Origin of the sequence: Aliiruegeria haliotis, assembly GCF_003003255.1 — a bacterium.
GTDB lineage: Bacteria > Pseudomonadota > Alphaproteobacteria > Rhodobacterales > Rhodobacteraceae > Tropicimonas > Tropicimonas haliotis.
In genome coordinates, this window is record NZ_PVTD01000002.1 from 392,437 (window position 1) to 406,995 (window position 14,559).

The 14,559-nt window shown below is 63.2% G+C and carries 16 protein-coding genes; 8 read left to right on the plus strand and 8 right to left on the minus strand.

Translation table 11 applies throughout. The features are described from left to right. Position 1 precedes the first annotated feature (1 nt). The 4 genes from CLV78_RS07150 (at position 2) to CLV78_RS07165 (ending at position 2,529) form a co-directional block, all read left to right on the plus strand. On the plus strand, positions 2-442 hold the full coding sequence (locus CLV78_RS07150) for a nitrate reductase cytochrome c-type subunit (RefSeq protein WP_106204102.1): 441 nt from the start codon (positions 2-4) through the stop codon (positions 440-442). 28 nt (positions 443-470) lie between these two features. Continuing rightward, a complete protein-coding gene (locus tag CLV78_RS07155; RefSeq protein ID WP_106204103.1) occupies positions 471-1,193 on the plus strand; it encodes a NapC/NirT family cytochrome c in 723 nt (240 codons plus the stop codon). Between the two features lie 18 nt (positions 1,194-1,211). After that, on the plus strand, positions 1,212-1,478 hold the full coding sequence (locus CLV78_RS07160) for a hypothetical protein (RefSeq protein ID WP_245924866.1): 267 nt from the start codon (positions 1,212-1,214) through the stop codon (positions 1,476-1,478). A 394-nt stretch (positions 1,479-1,872) separates the two neighbouring features. Continuing rightward, positions 1,873-2,529 (plus strand): L,D-transpeptidase, encoded by a 657-nt coding sequence (locus CLV78_RS07165; RefSeq protein WP_106204104.1) that lies wholly within the window; start codon positions 1,873-1,875, stop codon positions 2,527-2,529. A 79-nt stretch (positions 2,530-2,608) separates the two neighbouring features. On the opposite strand, the gene CLV78_RS07170 is transcribed toward CLV78_RS07165, so the two are convergent. Next, positions 2,609-2,908, minus strand: a complete 300-nt coding sequence (locus tag CLV78_RS07170; RefSeq protein WP_106204105.1) for a hypothetical protein — start codon at positions 2,906-2,908, stop codon at positions 2,609-2,611. 47 nt (positions 2,909-2,955) lie between these two features. Between CLV78_RS07170 and CLV78_RS24260 the strand changes: the two genes are divergently transcribed. Further along, positions 2,956-3,180, plus strand: coding sequence for a hypothetical protein (locus CLV78_RS24260; protein WP_106204106.1), 225 nt, complete (start codon positions 2,956-2,958; stop codon positions 3,178-3,180). Here the strand turns inward: CLV78_RS24260 and CLV78_RS07180 are convergent. Continuing rightward, a complete protein-coding gene (locus CLV78_RS07180; protein ID WP_245924867.1) occupies positions 3,164-3,946 on the minus strand; it encodes an IclR family transcriptional regulator in 783 nt (260 codons plus the stop codon). The genes CLV78_RS24260 and CLV78_RS07180 overlap by 17 nt on opposite strands. Positions 3,947-4,049: 103 nt before the next feature. Between CLV78_RS07180 and CLV78_RS07185 the strand changes: the two genes are divergently transcribed. Beyond that, positions 4,050-6,200, plus strand: coding sequence for a malate synthase G (locus CLV78_RS07185; protein ID WP_106204107.1), 2,151 nt, complete (start codon positions 4,050-4,052; stop codon positions 6,198-6,200). Between the two features lie 4 nt (positions 6,201-6,204). Continuing rightward, positions 6,205-6,627: a GlcG/HbpS family heme-binding protein gene (locus tag CLV78_RS07190; RefSeq protein ID WP_106204108.1), complete on the plus strand. Its 423-nt coding sequence runs from the start codon at positions 6,205-6,207 to the stop codon at positions 6,625-6,627. A gap of 111 nt (positions 6,628-6,738) precedes the next feature. On the opposite strand, the gene CLV78_RS07195 is transcribed toward CLV78_RS07190, so the two are convergent. Next, positions 6,739-7,476 carry a sulfite exporter TauE/SafE family protein gene (locus CLV78_RS07195; RefSeq protein ID WP_106204109.1) on the minus strand — a complete coding sequence of 246 codons (738 nt, stop codon included), beginning with the start codon at positions 7,474-7,476 and terminating at the stop codon, positions 6,739-6,741. 447 nt (positions 7,477-7,923) lie between these two features. After that, positions 7,924-8,562, minus strand: a complete 639-nt coding sequence (locus tag CLV78_RS07200; RefSeq protein WP_106204110.1) for a glutathione S-transferase family protein — start codon at positions 8,560-8,562, stop codon at positions 7,924-7,926. Positions 8,563-9,066: 504 nt separating this feature from the next. Here CLV78_RS07200 and CLV78_RS07205 point away from each other — a divergent pair. Further along, the gene (locus CLV78_RS07205) at positions 9,067-9,987 is read left to right on the plus strand and encodes a dihydrodipicolinate synthase family protein (protein WP_106204111.1); all 921 of its coding nucleotides are present in this window, start codon (positions 9,067-9,069) and stop codon (positions 9,985-9,987) included. Positions 9,988-10,091: 104 nt separating this feature from the next. Here the strand turns inward: CLV78_RS07205 and CLV78_RS07210 are convergent, their stop codons facing one another. The 4 genes from CLV78_RS07210 to CLV78_RS07225 all read right to left on the minus strand — a co-directional run bounded on the left by CLV78_RS07210 (position 10,092) and on the right by CLV78_RS07225 (position 14,549). After that, a complete protein-coding gene (locus CLV78_RS07210) occupies positions 10,092-11,027 on the minus strand; it encodes a hydroxyacid dehydrogenase (protein WP_106204112.1) in 936 nt (311 codons plus the stop codon). Positions 11,028-11,477: 450 nt separating this feature from the next. Further along, positions 11,478-12,809, minus strand: a complete 1,332-nt coding sequence (locus tag CLV78_RS07215) for a polysaccharide biosynthesis/export family protein (protein ID WP_158263466.1) — start codon at positions 12,807-12,809, stop codon at positions 11,478-11,480. Beyond that, positions 12,799-13,833 (minus strand): SDR family NAD(P)-dependent oxidoreductase, encoded by a 1,035-nt coding sequence (locus tag CLV78_RS07220; RefSeq protein WP_106204114.1) that lies wholly within the window; start codon positions 13,831-13,833, stop codon positions 12,799-12,801. Before CLV78_RS07220 ends, CLV78_RS07215 begins: the two co-directional genes overlap by 11 nt. Beyond that, on the minus strand, positions 13,830-14,549 hold the full coding sequence (locus tag CLV78_RS07225) for a sugar transferase (protein WP_106204115.1): 720 nt from the start codon (positions 14,547-14,549) through the stop codon (positions 13,830-13,832). Before CLV78_RS07225 ends, CLV78_RS07220 begins: the two co-directional genes overlap by 4 nt. Between the last annotated feature and the right edge of the window lie 10 nt (positions 14,550-14,559).

Sequence of the window (14,559 nt, forward strand, 5' to 3'; positions counted from 1 at the left end):
CATGAGACAGCCGGTCCTTGCAGGCATTCTTGCCGCCGCAGCCACCCTGACCCTGGCCGGGATCGGCCTCGCCCAATCCGCAAGCGGGCTGTCGTCGCTCCGCGGTGCCGGCGTGGAAGACCCCGTGCCACTTGAGCAGGTCTTCAAACAGGAAACACAGCGGTTCAACCGCGAATACCGCCAGCAGCCACCGCTGGTTCCGCATTCGATCGACCAGTACCAGATGGACCTGCGCACCAACCAGTGCCTGGGCTGCCACGACTGGACAAACGCTGGCGACCGCGGCGCACCCACGCTGTCGATGACCCACTACCTCGACCGCGATGGCGTGGAAATGGACCATGTGGCCGGCACCCGCTGGTTCTGCAACCAGTGCCACGTACCGCAGGTCAATGCGCCGGCGCTGGTCGACAATGAATTCGTGCCGTCTGTGACGCGCTGACAGGACCGGGCAAACAGGGGGATAACCCATGGCAAGATCGACCAATGACGAAAAGCAGCCCGGCTTCATCCGACGCATCTGGAACGCGTTCTGGAGTCCGAGCGGTGTGCTCAGCCTCGGCTTCCTGATCATCGCGGGATTCCTCGCCGGGATCCTCTTCTGGGGCGGATTCCACTGGGCGCTGGAGGAAACCAACAACGAGGAGTTCTGCATCAGCTGTCACACGATGTCGAAGAACTTCGACGAGTACACGGAGACGGTGCACTACAACAACCACTCCGGCGTGCGCGCCACCTGTCCGGATTGCCACGTGCCACATGAATGGCAGCACAAGGTCAAGGCCAAGATCATGGCCAGCAAGGACCTCTTCCACGAGATCATCGGGACCATCGATACCGACGAGAAGTACGAAGAGCACCGCCTGCACATGGCATCGCTGGTCTGGGAAAAGATGAAAAAGAGCGACAGCCGCGAGTGCCGGAACTGCCACGCCTTCGAGTACATGGATTTCACCATCCAAGAGACACGGGCCGCGAAGGACCACCAGCTGGCGATTGACGAGGGCAAGACCTGCATCGACTGCCACCAGGGCATCGCGCACGGTCTTCCGGCGGGCTATCTCGAAGAATATCGCAGCATCATCGAGGCGCTGGAATCCGGTGAGGGCGTGGAGCTTCAGAAGAGCTCCCTGCTCGACATGGGACCCGCAACCGAAGCGCTGAAGTCGTTCCTGAACGGCAAGACCGAGTGAAGTAAGGAGCACCCGAACATGCTGAACATGCTCGACATTCTTGGAACCATTGCCGGCAACGTCCTGAGCCTGCCGGGCATTCTCGGCCTCGCACTTGGCATGATGACCAGGAACCTCCTGGTGGCCGCCATTCTCGGTGGGCTCGTAGGCGTCGCGGAGCCATTCATCTTTGCGGGATTCGATGCCAGCAAGGTGGAGACGATCGACTTGGTGATCGCAATCGCCGTCGGTGTCGTCGCCGGCTGCATCGGACGCGCGATCCGGGTCAAGGGCGCCACCGTCTGACCACGGGCCGACGCCTGGATCTGTGCCGAAAGCACCGGCACCAGTTTTTTTTGGCCAGCACTACCAATACCGGGCCGGGCGCCAAGCGTCCGGCCCTTCTTCGTTGCACTTGTGCAGTGCTATCTTCGTGCAAGTCATAGGCGCCATGGGCGCTTGGCCAGTCGCCGCTCTGCCCTCGACCGGGCGTTGCATAGCCTACATCGCGTAGCGCCTGTCGTCGGGTTTTGGGCGGACATGCGCCGAGGCACCCGCCATTCTGGCGTTCAGGCGGCGTGAATCCGCAGGTTTACACGACACCGTGAGTGAGAAGCGTTGACAGGCGCCTTGCCGTCGGTAGGGAAGATACGGCAAATTCGACAAACGTAATACGAGTCAACCGAACAGGGGATCCGGCATGCTGACGCGCCGCCATTTTATAATCTCTGCTGCTGCGCTGTTCTCGCAGCCCTTGGCCAGCAAGGCCATGGCAGCCACCGCTGGCGACTGGGCGTCATGGGACGCCCAGGTCACGCCGGCCGGCTTCGATCCCGCCACGTCGAACCCCTGGGGCCTGAACCCACGCTTCCTTCCGCGCCTCGTGGAGGCCAACGACGGATTGAAACCCGGCGACATCCACGTCGATGCCGTGGCCCGGTACCTCTACCATATCCAGGGGGACGGTACGGCCATGCGCTATGGCGTCGCCATCGGTCGTGGCAATCTCTACGAACCCGGGACCTACACCATCCGGCGCAAGGCCAAGTGGCCGACATGGACTCCCACGGCGCAGATGATCAAACGCGATCCGCATCTTTACGAGCAATACGCGGACGGGCAGGCGCCCGGTCCCTCCAATCCGCTCGGGTCGCGGGCGCTCTATCTCTATGTCGGCAACCGCGACACCTACCTGCGGATTCACGGCACGCCGCAGCCCCGGACCATCGGAAGCCGGTCGAGTTCGGGCTGCGTGCGCATGGTGATGGCCCATATCAACGGGCTCTACGATCAGGTCGCCACCGGCACGATGGCAAAGCTCTATCCGGGCGAGGACTTCGTCACGGCATCGAACTGACCGGCGGGCACGTCACGTCAACTGACGATACGCCCTACAGCGAGGCCGGCACGCGGCCTCGCCCTTCACGTCGATGTACCTAACCAGCAAGATCGAGTGCGGATGCCGGGCGGGCGCAGATCGGCCGACCGTCGCGGCTGCGCAGGGGGATCCATGTGGTCTCCACCGGACCGTTCCATTGGTACCAGTAACACCCGTCTTCAGGCTGTTGCCGGGCGGTTGAAAGGTCTTGGCCCGGTGCTGCAAGAGCAACGACGTTTTCAGGCAACTCCACCGTGCGTGCGTCGACCATGCCGCCTTCGCTCAGCGTATCCAGTTCAGCGCAGGCCCCGAGCAGGGACAGGGCAAGGGTCGAAATGGCCAGGTGACGGGTCTTCATGCATTCTTCTCCGCAGTTTCCATGCCGAATACACGAGCAGGCTCGCAATGGCACAGTATTCCGATCACCGGGGCGGCGGTTTGATCCGGGAAACGGGGCGCCATTCAGCATCGGTTCGCCAACTCGTAAGCGGAAAACTGCGACAGGCCAAGGGCAAGCTGCTTCCGGGGCTTGCCGAAAGCGGGCGAGACTTGCCTTTCCGCAACGCAACGACGAGCCGCACGCGGAGTGCTGTGGACCCGGCGCTTGAGGCTGTCACGCCGCTCCACTGATCGCTTTCGACAGCTCAGCGGCCTTCTGAACGACGCTGCCAGCAAATTCCGGGACGCGCGCGACCGTTACCCGCGCAGCAAGACCGGACACAGAGATCGCGGCAACCGGTTCGCCATTGGCAGACCAGACGACGGCCGCGACACATCTCATGCCGGACACGAATTCCTCGTTATCGACGGCGTAGCCCATATCGCGAACCCTGGAAATTTCCTCCATGACCTCCTCCAGCGACCCAAGGCTCCGGGAGGTCATCGGCCGCAGCCCCTGACGCTCCACGAGGTTGCGGATCGCCTCATCAGGCCATGTTGCGATGATCGCCTTGCCCATGCCGGAATTCAGGATCGGAACACGCCCCCCCGGCGGGGCAATCGCGCGCTTGATCTCTCGGCTTTCGGCCTGTGCGATCGTCACCGCCTCCTCCGATTCCAGCACCCCGAGATTGGCGGTCTCCCGTGTCATGTCCCGCAGCGCACGCAGGATCGGACGTGCCGGGCCGACGAGGTTGGCATGGTGGGCGAAGGTCTCCCCGACAGAAAAGGCCCGGTGTCCGATCACCCATCTGCCACTATGGGGTTCGTGGTGGGCAAAGCCGCGCATTTGCATCGTTGTCAGCAACCGATGCACGGTTGAAACCGGCAACCCCAAGTCCCGTGCCACATCCGACAGCCGCGCGCCGCCATCGCTTTCCGCAAGCGCCTCTAGCAGGGCAAGGGCCCGGTCCACCGACTGAACGACACCGGCGCCGGGCTTCTCAGAAATCCGCAAGTTCCGCCCTGCCCTTTTTCCACATCGTGGAAAAGACAATCTCCGAAATTGATCCCGATCACCAGCGCGATCTACGCAGACGCAAACTTCGTGGAGAAACGAGATGAGCTATATCGAGCGCGCCGGGCTTCAGGTTGCGACAGAACTGGCGGAGTTCGCCGAGACACGGCTGCTGCGTGGAACAGGCATCGCGGCGGAGACCTTCTGGGAGGGCCTTGCCGCCCTGCTCAAGGACCTTGCCCCTGTGAACCGGCATCTTCTGAACGTTCGGGCGGAACTTCAGGCGCAGATGGATGACTGGGCGCGGTCCAACAAGGGGCAGCCGATCGATCCGGATGCCTATCGCACCTTCCTGGAGGAGATTGGCTACCTCGTGCCCGAGGGCGCGCCCTTCACCGTCGGGACAAAGGACGCCGATCCCGAAATCGCGAGCATTGCGGGCCCGCAGCTTGTCGTTCCGGTCATGAACGCCCGCTATGCGTTGAATGCCGCGAATGCCCGCTGGCGATCCCTCTACGACGCACTCTACGGCACCGACGCCCTGCCGGGTTCTCCCGCTGGCCCCGGCTATGATCCCGCGAGGGGCGCGCAGGCCGTTGCCTGGGCAGCCGGGTTCCTGGACAAGGCGGTCCCGCTCTCGGACGGCTCCCATGCCGATGTGTCGGGCTATTGCCGCAAGGGCGAACGGCTGGTGGCCCAGATCGGCGACAGTGAACAAGAGCTGGCCCAGCCCGACGCCTTCGTCGGGTATGCCGAGCGGTCGGGCACGGTGTCCTACCTGCTCCGGCACAACGGTCTTCATATCGAGCTGGTGATCGATCCCTCCCATCCGGTCGGCGCCGCCAGCGCATCCGGTCTCTGCGATGTCGTCCTCGAAAGTGCAATCACGGCCATCCATGATTGCGAGGATTCGGTCGCCGCCGTCGACGCCGAGGACAAGGTTCTGGCCTATTCCAACTGGCTCGGCCTGATGGACGGCACCCTGACCGAGACCTTCGAGAAGAACGGCAAACCGGTGGAGCGCAAGCTTGCCCACGACAGGACCTACCTGGCGCCGGACGGATCGCCGCTGGTGCTCAAGGGTCGCTCCCTCGCGCTGGTTCGGAATGTCGGCAACCTCATGACAACCGACGCCGTGCTCCTGGAAGGCGATGAGGTGCCCGAGGGGATCCTCGATGCGCTCTTCACGGTCACGGCGGCCATGCATGATTTCAACCGGGAGCAGGACCGGAATTCCGTGACAGGATCGGTCTACGTCGTGAAGCCCAAGATGCACGGGCCAGAGGAAGTTGCCTTCGCCAATACGCTGTACGGTCGGGTCGAGGACATCCTGCGCCTGCCCCGCAACAGCGTGAAGCTCGGGGTGATGGACGAAGAGCGGCGGACCTCGGTCAACCTGGTGGAGTGCATCCGACAGGTGAAAGACAGGCTGATGTTCATCAATACCGGCTTCCTCGACCGCACGGGGGACGAGATCCACACCAGCATGCATCTCGGTCCGGTGATTCCGAAGGAGGACATGAAATCCGCGCCCTGGTTGCTGGCCTACGAAGACAACAACGTCGATGCCGGCGTAGAGACCGGCCTTGGGGGGCGCGGCCAGATCGGCAAGGGCATGTGGGCCAAGCCCGACGACATGGCGGAGATGCTGACCGCCAAGATCGGGCATCCGATGTCGGGCGCCACGACGGCCTGGGTGCCCTCGCCCACGGCGGCCACATTGCACGCCACCCACTACCACGAGGTCGATGTCTTTGCGCGCCTCCAAGAAATCGCCAGGCGTCAGAAGGCCAGCCAGAAGGACCTTCTCACACCACCGATCCTGCGTGGCCGAAACCTTTCGGAAGAGGAGATCCGGCATGGCCTCGACAACAATTGCCAGTCAATCCTCGGTTACGTGGTGCGCTGGGTGGACCAGGGGGTCGGCTGCTCCAAGGTGCCGGACCTCAATGACGTGGCGCTGATGGAGGACCGCGCAACACTGCGCATTGCTTCCCAGATCCTCGCGAACTGGTTGGTGCACGGTATCATCGACGAGGGTCAGGTTCTCGAAAGCCTCCGACGCATGGCCGCCAAGGTCGATGCCCAGAATGCCGATGACCCGGCCTATTCCCCGATGGCGCCGGATTGCGACGGGTACGCATTCCAGGCGGCGCGCGATTTGATCCTGAAGGGCGCAGAGCAACCTTCCGGCTACACCGAACCCTTGCTGCATGCCTATCGCCGCAAGGTCAAATCCCAGGTTGAAAGGTAGGACCATGCTGACAATCAAACGGCTCGATATCGAGGACGCCCGCGTGCTGATCGCCGGTGCCCGTGCCAAGGCAGAGGAAATCGGTGTCCCGATGTGCATCGCCATCACCGACGAAGCCGGCAACCTTGTCGCGTTCGAGCGGATGGACGGTGGCAAGGTGACCAGCACGACCATCGCCATCGACAAGAGCTTCACCGCCTCCGGCGCGAAGAAGGCCACCCATCTCTATGGTGAAACCAGCCAGCCGGGTGCCCCGACCTATGGCATCGAATCCGCAATCGGAGGGCGATTGATGGTGGTCGGCGGCGGGTTGCCCGTCGTGGCCGACGGCGATGTCGTGGGCGGTATCGGCATCAGCTCCGGCACCCCTGCGCAGGACATGGAAGTTGCCCAGGCCGGGATCGACGCCTTCGCTGCAACGCTGTGACCGGGTGATGATGGACGCGTGCCAGTTCGTCCTGTGACCGAAAAAACGCCGCCCGGATGATCATGTGATCGCCGGGTGGCGACCTTTTATCCGCCGGCCTCTTACGCCCGGCTAGAGGAAGCCGTCGACCACCAGCCTCAGCGAGATTAATGTCAGAAGCAGCAAGAGGACTCGGTCGAAGACGTCTTTGCTAATGTGCCGGGCAAGGAAACTCCCCACCGGCATGAACCCCATGAGCGGCACAGTCGCCAGGGCGCTGTAAAGGAGCCGTTCCCAGGTCATGATCCCGAATGCGACCTGCCCGGGCAGCTGTGCGAAGGCCATCGCGGCAAAGAAGAACGAGATGGTCGAAATGAAGGCGCGCCGCTCAAGCTGCATCGCGTTCAGGAAGGTGATCGACACCGGGGCGGAAAGGCCGATCGCGCCTTGCAGGATGCCCCCGGCGACGCCCACGGGCGCGCAAAGCCGGGTCGCAAACTGCATGGAGAGCTTCCAGTGGGGACGGGCAAGACGGAAGGCAACGTATCCCAGCACGATCCAGCCCACCGCTGCCGAGAGGATCGAGCCGCTCAGCCGGGCCAGCATATAGGTCCCGAGAACCGCACCGAAGGCCCCTGCCAGCGCGAAGGTTGCGACGAAACGACGATCGGGAATGGACGTGCGATGCGTCCATGCCTGCACCGCATTCGAGGCGATGTTGGGCAGGATGAAGACCGCAACGGCAAAGGGCACATCGACGAGCAGGGCCATGATCGGCACCGCCAGAATGGGTGCGCCGGCGCCAGTGGCCCCCTTCAGGATACCGCCCAGCGCGAACGCGGCAAAGACGAGCAGCAGTTCTTCGGTCATTCCATTGCCTTCCTGGTCAGGACCCGGCACCCGCAGCGCCCGCTCTGTGCGAACCGATCACCGCCTGCCCGCCCGCCTGTATGCCCGCAAGCGCCCACCGGGTTGAGCCCTCACCCGTGCCTCCCTGCCACAAGATCGCGACAGCAACCAACGCATGGCCGTCGTTGGCGGCGCATTCGGAGGTCACGGCGCGTAGCCCGCCATTTACTCAACGCCACCGCTCGGGAGATCGGGACGGGAACCTGGGTAGTCACGCTTGGGACGTCACAAACGCCGAGGTTGGAAGCAATTCGAAAACCCACGGCGCGTCAAGCCCTTGCTGACCTGCCCCGACCTGCTCTGCCGCGGATGCTGCGCGATCGGAGACGGCGTGGCTGGGTAAGATTTCAGAACCACGATCTTTCTAGCCCACCCGGGCAGCCATACCATCGCGGACAAGCCCGCGGCCTATGGCATCGGCACCTCGTTCACGAACCTCGGCGCGTGATAACCACGCTGCACTGCAGGACGTTCCGCGATACGGACATACCAGTCGCGGACATTCGGAAACCCGTTCAGGTCAATCTGCTGCCACTCGAAGCGGGAGATCCATGGCCAGCACGCCATGTCGGCGATCGTGTAGGCGCCACGGCCATCGCCAGCGATGAATTCCCGGCCCTCAAGATGCGCGTCCAGAACGCGATAGAGCCGGTTGGCTTCCTTGGAAAAGCGCTCCTCGGCATATTCCGACAGCCCGCGGTTGTACTTCACGAAGTGATGCACCTGCCCCAGCATCGGTCCCAGACCGCCCATCTGCCACATCAGCCATTCCATCATCCGCCAGTATTCGCTGCCGGTCGCAGAGAACTTCCCGTACTTGTCGGCGAGATAGAGCATGATCGCGCCGCTCTCCATCAGGGTTTGCCCGGTGTCCCGGTCGACAATCGCCGGGATCCTGTTGTTCGGCGCAATCTTCAGGAAGTCCGGCTCGAACTGCTCCCCCTTGGAGATGTCGATGGCATGGGTGCTGTACTCGACGCCGAGTTCCTCCAGGAGGATGGAGACCTTGCGCCCATTCGGCGTGGTCCAGGTGTAGAGATCGATCATATGGTGAATCCTCTGGATACGTCCGGCTACTGCCGTCTGCGGTCATTTCGATGGTAGCCGACGCGCGGCGACCATCGAGCCCTATGCACGTTGCAACCCTGATGCCGAATTGGTCGGCCTCCTGAGCCGTTTGGTCAACGGCAAACTGAGACCGAAGACGAAAACCCGAGGAACTACACCCCGCGAAGCTATGCTTCGGAGCGCGGGGCGGAAAGCGCATCCACGGGAGAGGCCACTGGTCCAGGTGAATGCAATCACCATTCGCGCCTTTGGAAGATGTCGTCGTTGCCAGTTGTATCTGGCAAGGATACGGAGAGGGTTGCCGACCGACCCGCATACCGAAGCGTGCAAAGACTGCCTTGGCACGATCGCGATGCTCTGCCCCTTGATGGCCATTCCTGACGCTCCGGACCCGAGCTGGCTCCACGACCAGTTCAATAGGATCATTTCAAATCCCCGGGACAGGGAGTACTGAATGAGCATCCAGCAGGAGATGCAATTCCCATGACCAAAGCCCGCCGAGGCATCTATGCCGCCGCAATCACGCCCTTCAACAAGGACGGATCGGTGAACGTCACCAAGCTGATTGGCTATTGCAGGCATCTTCTTGGGGAGGGGGGATGCGACGGGGTCGCGCCGACCGGAACAACGGGCGAAGGCTGTTCCATCTCGATGCGAGATCGCCTCGCGTTGCCCAGCGCCTTTGCCGAGGCGGGGATCGAGACAGATCGGGTGATTTTCGGCACCGGGGCACCCTCTTCGGGCGACAACGTGGAACTCACACGATCCGCGGTCGAGGCCGGCTACTGGAATGTGCTGGTCCTGCCGCCCTACTACTACAAGTCGCCATCGGACGACGGTCTCTTTGCCTATTACGCAAATCTGGTGGACAAGATCGCTCACGATGATCTGCGGATCTACCTGTACCACTTTCCGCAGATGTCGGCCGTGCCGCTCTCTCCGGCACTCGTGACACGTCTGCGGGAGGCGTTCGGGCCGATCATTGCAGGGCTCAAGGACAGCTCCGGAGACTTCGAACAGTCGCGGGCCATCGTGGACGCGACCGGCGGCGTGGCGGAAGGCTTTGATGTCTATCCCTCTTCGGAGGCCATGTTGTGGGATGGCCTGTCAATCGGCACCGCGGGGATCATCTCCGGGTCGACCAATGCCTTCGCCGCGAGGGTTCAGACCGCACTGCATGCGCCGGAGGGTGCTACGCGCGATAGGGCGATGGACTCCGTCAAGGCCGCGCGTACAACGGCCACGAAGTATCCTATGGTCGCAGCGATGAAGCAGATCGAGGCGTGGCGCAGCGGCGACGACAGCTGGACCCGGCAGGCGCCACCTCTGGTTCCGTTGAGCGATGCCCAATGCGCCGCGCTGAAGGCCGATCTGGAGGGCATCGGCGCCCCGGTCCCCTCGTAGGGGCGACGCGGGCGCCTTCCGCCGACGTAGAGGCCACCGGCGACACAGCTCCTTGCCGTGCGGTCGGCTGGCATCGTGAGTTGCAGTGCGCAGCGATTGAAAGATCAACCAGCCCCGAGAACGCGCCGCACATTGGCGGCCGCGATCTCGGCGATGCGGCGGCTGGAGTCCTGGGTGACGCCCGCAATATGGGGCGTCAGGATCAGGTTCTCACATCCCCGGAACAGGGTCTGCGCAGTCTCATCGATTGGCTCCACGGCAAAAGTATCCAACGCGGCACCCCCGAGATGGCCGGACTTGAGCGCCGCGGCGCAGGCGGCTTCGTTCACGATGCCCCCACGGGCAGAGTTGATCAGGATGGCGCCGGGCTTCATCTTCGCGATGGCCGTCGCGTCGATCAGGTCGATTGTCGATGGCAGCCGGGGACAATGCAGGCTGACCACATCAGCCTCCGACAGGAGGTGGTCCAACCCGACCGGGCGGGCCGGAGTCCATGCCTCCGCGTCCGAGGACATGACTGCATCGTAAGCAATGACCTCCATTCCCATGGCGTGGGCCCGGGCGCCGACAACCTGGCCGATGGACCCATAGCCGATCACGCCCAGCCTGCGCCCCGCAAGTTCGAAACCGCTCGCATATTTCGGCCGGTCCCAGCCCCCCGCGACCATCTCAGCAGTCGCGTGGTACGCCTTGCCACGCAACAGGATCATCGCCGTCGTGAGGACATATTCGGCCACGGAGACGGCATTCGCGCCAATCGCCGGACAGACTTCAATGCCGCGGGCCTTGCATGCGTCCACGTCGATATTGTCCAGACCGACCCCCAAACGGGCCACCACTTCAAGGTTCGGCGCGGCATCCAACACCTCGCCATTCACCTGGGTCGCATTGCGCACGACAAGGGCCCGCGCGTCGGCGACCTGCGCCAGCAGTTCCTCGCGCCGGTTCCACAACCCGATGTCCCAGCAGGTATCGAATTCCGCAGCAAGGTCTCGCGCGACCGCGTCAAACATGAACTCGCTTATCACTACGTCAGACATTGCCAACCATCCTCTCTTTCGCATGCGCCACCGCTCTGGTGTGTAACGCGTAGCGGCAAACAGCGATTGACGTCCACGCCACGACCTTCTCCCCACACAATGCCGTGGACAGGCGTCGTTCGGTCGCCTGATACGAAACTCATACCGTCAACCACAACCTCGGAGAATCGAGGATGACCCACACTGCGAGAAAGAGGAAGGGTATCTGACCAACCCACAAGTCCAGTCCATGAGACCCGGCTCGGTGGCACGGCGAAGAAAGTGCCCGCGACGGTCAAACACCCGAAGCGTCTGCACCGCATCAAACGCGTCGGCACATTGCGCATCACAGATAATCTGACTGCCCTGCCGACACGTTGCCGTTTGGCATTGGAGCGCAGTTTTCCCCGGATCGTCGGACAGCAGGCAACCCGCTCAGCGTCGGGTTCTGGTTCCCGACTACGTCTGCTTTCACTTGAAGTGCACCGCGGCCTGCGCCCTGCGGCCGTCGGTCGGCACTGCGCCGGTTGCCGGGACGGGCAGCCGCATCCCGCGATGCACTTCAAGGACGTCACCCGGTTGGATTCTGGTATCGTGGGTCACTGGCCCCTTCACTTCCGCTCCAGCACGTATGAGGGTCGGGATCAGGATAGCGCCCTCCCCTTGCTGCGAGGTCGGCGGCGCAAGTCCTGCGGCGCGCAACTGCTCGTCCGCGGACCGAAGCCGTGCAAGCTCGCGCGCCTCGGCGACGCGGGCGTCCTGCAGCGCCGACAGCAAATCCAGTTCCCGGTCCTCCTCCAGCCGCACCAGCTCTCGGTCGGCCTCCGTCCTGCGACGCTCAAGCTGCATGAGGCTGGATTCGGTTTGCAGCCGGCGGGTCGACGAAATGAGCGCGGCGACACGGATATCGGCGATCCGCGCCTGGTTGAGCAGCCCGCGGGCATTGGCATCCAACCCCACGGCGAGCGCTTCGGCATCGATGGCCTCATTGGCCTTAGCCACTTCCAGAAGCCGCTGAAGGACGTCGATCTGACTATCGATCTGGGTCAGGGTGCGGACCAGATGCGTTCGCTCCTGACGATGTATTGTCTGGCGAGCGCCAAGAACTTCCTTCTCCACTCGAAGGACTTCTTCCAGCGCTCCGGGCGCGCCCGGGGCTCCAGACCATGTTTCGGTATCGAACGCGACCACCTCGCCGAGTTCCTGGCGCAAGCGCCAGACCCGGGCGCTCGCTGCGGCGGCCGATTGCCATGCACCTGCATAGTCGGCGCGGAGCGCGCTTTCATTTATGCTCGTGGACTGGACCTGCACGATCCGTCCACCCCCGGCGGCGGCAATGGCCTGCCGGACTGTCATGCCCGGGCGAAAGCGTATCTCGCCGGGCTGGGCAACGTCGCCGCCGACGAAAACCGGGCGATAGTCCGCGATGGATGCCGATATCTGGTCGCGATCCACTGCGCGCAGCACTTCGCGGCCGTCCGGAAGGTAGGCCGGCAACAATCGGCTGGACAGGGATGTCTGTATCCGGCTGCGCGTTTCGCCAATCGTAAGACCAGCGGCCTCCAACGGCCCGACAAGCGGGAAGCTCAGGCTGCCATCGATCTGGATCGACGCCCTCATGTTCATGTCCGGCACGCCTACGACGGTCAGTTCGATGACATCGCCGGGCTGAAGACGATACTCTTCCGCGCGGACGCCCACGGTCGTGCACATCGCCAGGAGCGCCGCGAGTGCGGCCCCGAATACGGGCCGTCGCCGAACTCCCACGCGCCGGGCGGGCGCCGCTGCACGTTCAGGTCGCATAGCTGGTTTCCGGTCGAACGAGTCCATCGGCAACACGCTGCCGCCACCAGCTGACGGACTTGGCGAGACCGTCGCGCAGATCGACCTTTGCCTTCCAACCGGTCGCGGAATGGAAGCGATTGCTGTCGGCGAGCAGTTCACGGACTTCGGACTTGGGCGGGCGAAGCCGTCCGACCTCCTGCACGATCGGCTTGCCGCATTCGGTCAGGGTGCACAGCAGATCGACAACCTCGCCGATGGTCACTGCGCGGCCCGATCCGGCATTGTAGGGCACACCGAACTCCAGTGCCCGCGTCGTTCCCGCCGCCACGAAGGCCGCTGCTGTATCCTTCACGAAGGTGAAATCGCGCACAGGCGTCAGGTCACCGATCCGGATCGACGTGACCTGCGGGTCTAGCGCCTGGCGGATGACGGTCGGGATCACCGCCCGTTCGCTTTGACGCGGACCGAAGGTGTTGAACGGGCGCAGGATGACAACCGGCAGGTCGTGCGAACGCGCAAAGGACTCCGCTATCATGTCCGCGCCGATCTTGGAGGCCGAATAGGGCGACTGACCCTGAAGCGGGTGAGCTTCGGAAATCGGAACCGTCTGTGCCGTGCCATAGACCTCGCTGGTCGAAGTGACCACCACCCGGCGCACGTCGTGCTCGCGTGCCGCTTCAAGAACGTTCAACGTCCCCATGACGTTGGTGTCCACGTAGGACTGGGCTGCAACATAGGAATGCGGAATGGCGATCAAGGCCGCCAGATGAAAAACGGTGTCCTGCCGCGCGGTGATGTTCCGCACGAAAGCCGCATCGCGCACATCGCCTCGAACGACGTTTATCTGCGCCCTGACGGCCTGCGGCAGGTCATCGATCCAGCCCAGCGAGTCGTACGAATTGTAAAGGCAGAGCGCCGTGACGTTCGCCTCAAGATCCACGAGCGCCTCGACAAGATGCGAGCCGATGAACCCGTCCGCCCCGGTAACTAGCACGTTGCGCCCGGAAATATCCGATGCTTCGTTCGCTTTCAGGTGGTTCATCCGCCGTTCCTGTCGAGGTTAGGCCCCGCGAGGAAGCCGGTGGTTGGCAAGTCGCGCGGCGTGAAGGTACCCAGTTCGATGCCGGCAGGCGGCACAGCACCGAATACGGCAAACACACCCCGGACGATCCAGGCAATGTCGGTCCAGATCGTTCTTGTCGGGTAATACGCGAGATCGAGGGCCGCCTTCGCCGGGAACAGGGTTTCCCGGTAGAACCGGATCAGGTCGCTGCCTTTAGGGTAAAGCGCGCATTCATTGCGGAAGGTCACCTGGCTCGGGCCGAAGATCCCCGGCCGTTCGTCAAGCACGGCCAGCACGTCGTCGGTGAAGCAATCGGCAAACGCGAGACTTTCCGGCCTTGGCCCGACCACCGCCATATCCCCGCGAAGGATATTGTAGAGCTGGGGCAACTCGTCGAGTTTCGTTTCCGCCAGAACCTTGCCGACACGGGTCATGCGCTTGTCGTTCTGAAGGGTCAGCGGGCAGCCGTCGTCGCGACGGTCGTCCAGCTTTCTGAACTTGTACATCCGGAACCGCTTGCCGTCGCGCCCGATGCGCGTCTGCGCGAAGAACACCGGGAAGCCGGACTCAACAACGATGGCAATCGCAATGACGATCATGAGCGGGCTCAGGATGACAATGCCGAGGAGGGCAAGCGCAATGTCGAGCAAGCGCCCCAGAAATGCATGAATGGGCGAACGTTTCGAATAAGTCATACCGTGTACT

Coding starts and splice junctions, on each gene's coding strand:
- CLV78_RS07150 (WP_106204102.1), top strand. CDS start 2: ATGAGACAGCCGGTCCTTGCAGGCATTCTTGCCGCCGCAGCCACCCTG.
- CLV78_RS07185 (WP_106204107.1), top strand. CDS start 4,050: ATGAGCTATATCGAGCGCGCCGGGCTTCAGGTTGCGACAGAACTGGCG.
- CLV78_RS07160 (WP_245924866.1), top strand. CDS start 1,212: ATGCTGAACATGCTCGACATTCTTGGAACCATTGCCGGCAACGTCCTG.
- CLV78_RS07170 (WP_106204105.1), bottom strand. CDS start 2,908: ATGAAGACCCGTCACCTGGCCATTTCGACCCTTGCCCTGTCCCTGCTC.
- CLV78_RS24260 (WP_106204106.1), top strand. CDS start 2,956: ATGGCACAGTATTCCGATCACCGGGGCGGCGGTTTGATCCGGGAAACG.
- CLV78_RS07195 (WP_106204109.1), bottom strand. CDS start 7,476: ATGACCGAAGAACTGCTGCTCGTCTTTGCCGCGTTCGCGCTGGGCGGT.
- CLV78_RS07155 (WP_106204103.1), top strand. CDS start 471: ATGGCAAGATCGACCAATGACGAAAAGCAGCCCGGCTTCATCCGACGC.
- CLV78_RS07225 (WP_106204115.1), bottom strand. CDS start 14,549: ATGACTTATTCGAAACGTTCGCCCATTCATGCATTTCTGGGGCGCTTG.
- CLV78_RS07190 (WP_106204108.1), top strand. CDS start 6,205: ATGCTGACAATCAAACGGCTCGATATCGAGGACGCCCGCGTGCTGATC.
- CLV78_RS07200 (WP_106204110.1), bottom strand. CDS start 8,562: ATGATCGATCTCTACACCTGGACCACGCCGAATGGGCGCAAGGTCTCC.
- CLV78_RS07205 (WP_106204111.1), top strand. CDS start 9,067: ATGACCAAAGCCCGCCGAGGCATCTATGCCGCCGCAATCACGCCCTTC.
- CLV78_RS07220 (WP_106204114.1), bottom strand. CDS start 13,833: ATGAACCACCTGAAAGCGAACGAAGCATCGGATATTTCCGGGCGCAAC.
- CLV78_RS07165 (WP_106204104.1), top strand. CDS start 1,873: ATGCTGACGCGCCGCCATTTTATAATCTCTGCTGCTGCGCTGTTCTCG.
- CLV78_RS07210 (WP_106204112.1), bottom strand. CDS start 11,027: ATGTCTGACGTAGTGATAAGCGAGTTCATGTTTGACGCGGTCGCGCGA.
- CLV78_RS07215 (WP_158263466.1), bottom strand. CDS start 12,809: ATGCGACCTGAACGTGCAGCGGCGCCCGCCCGGCGCGTGGGAGTTCGG.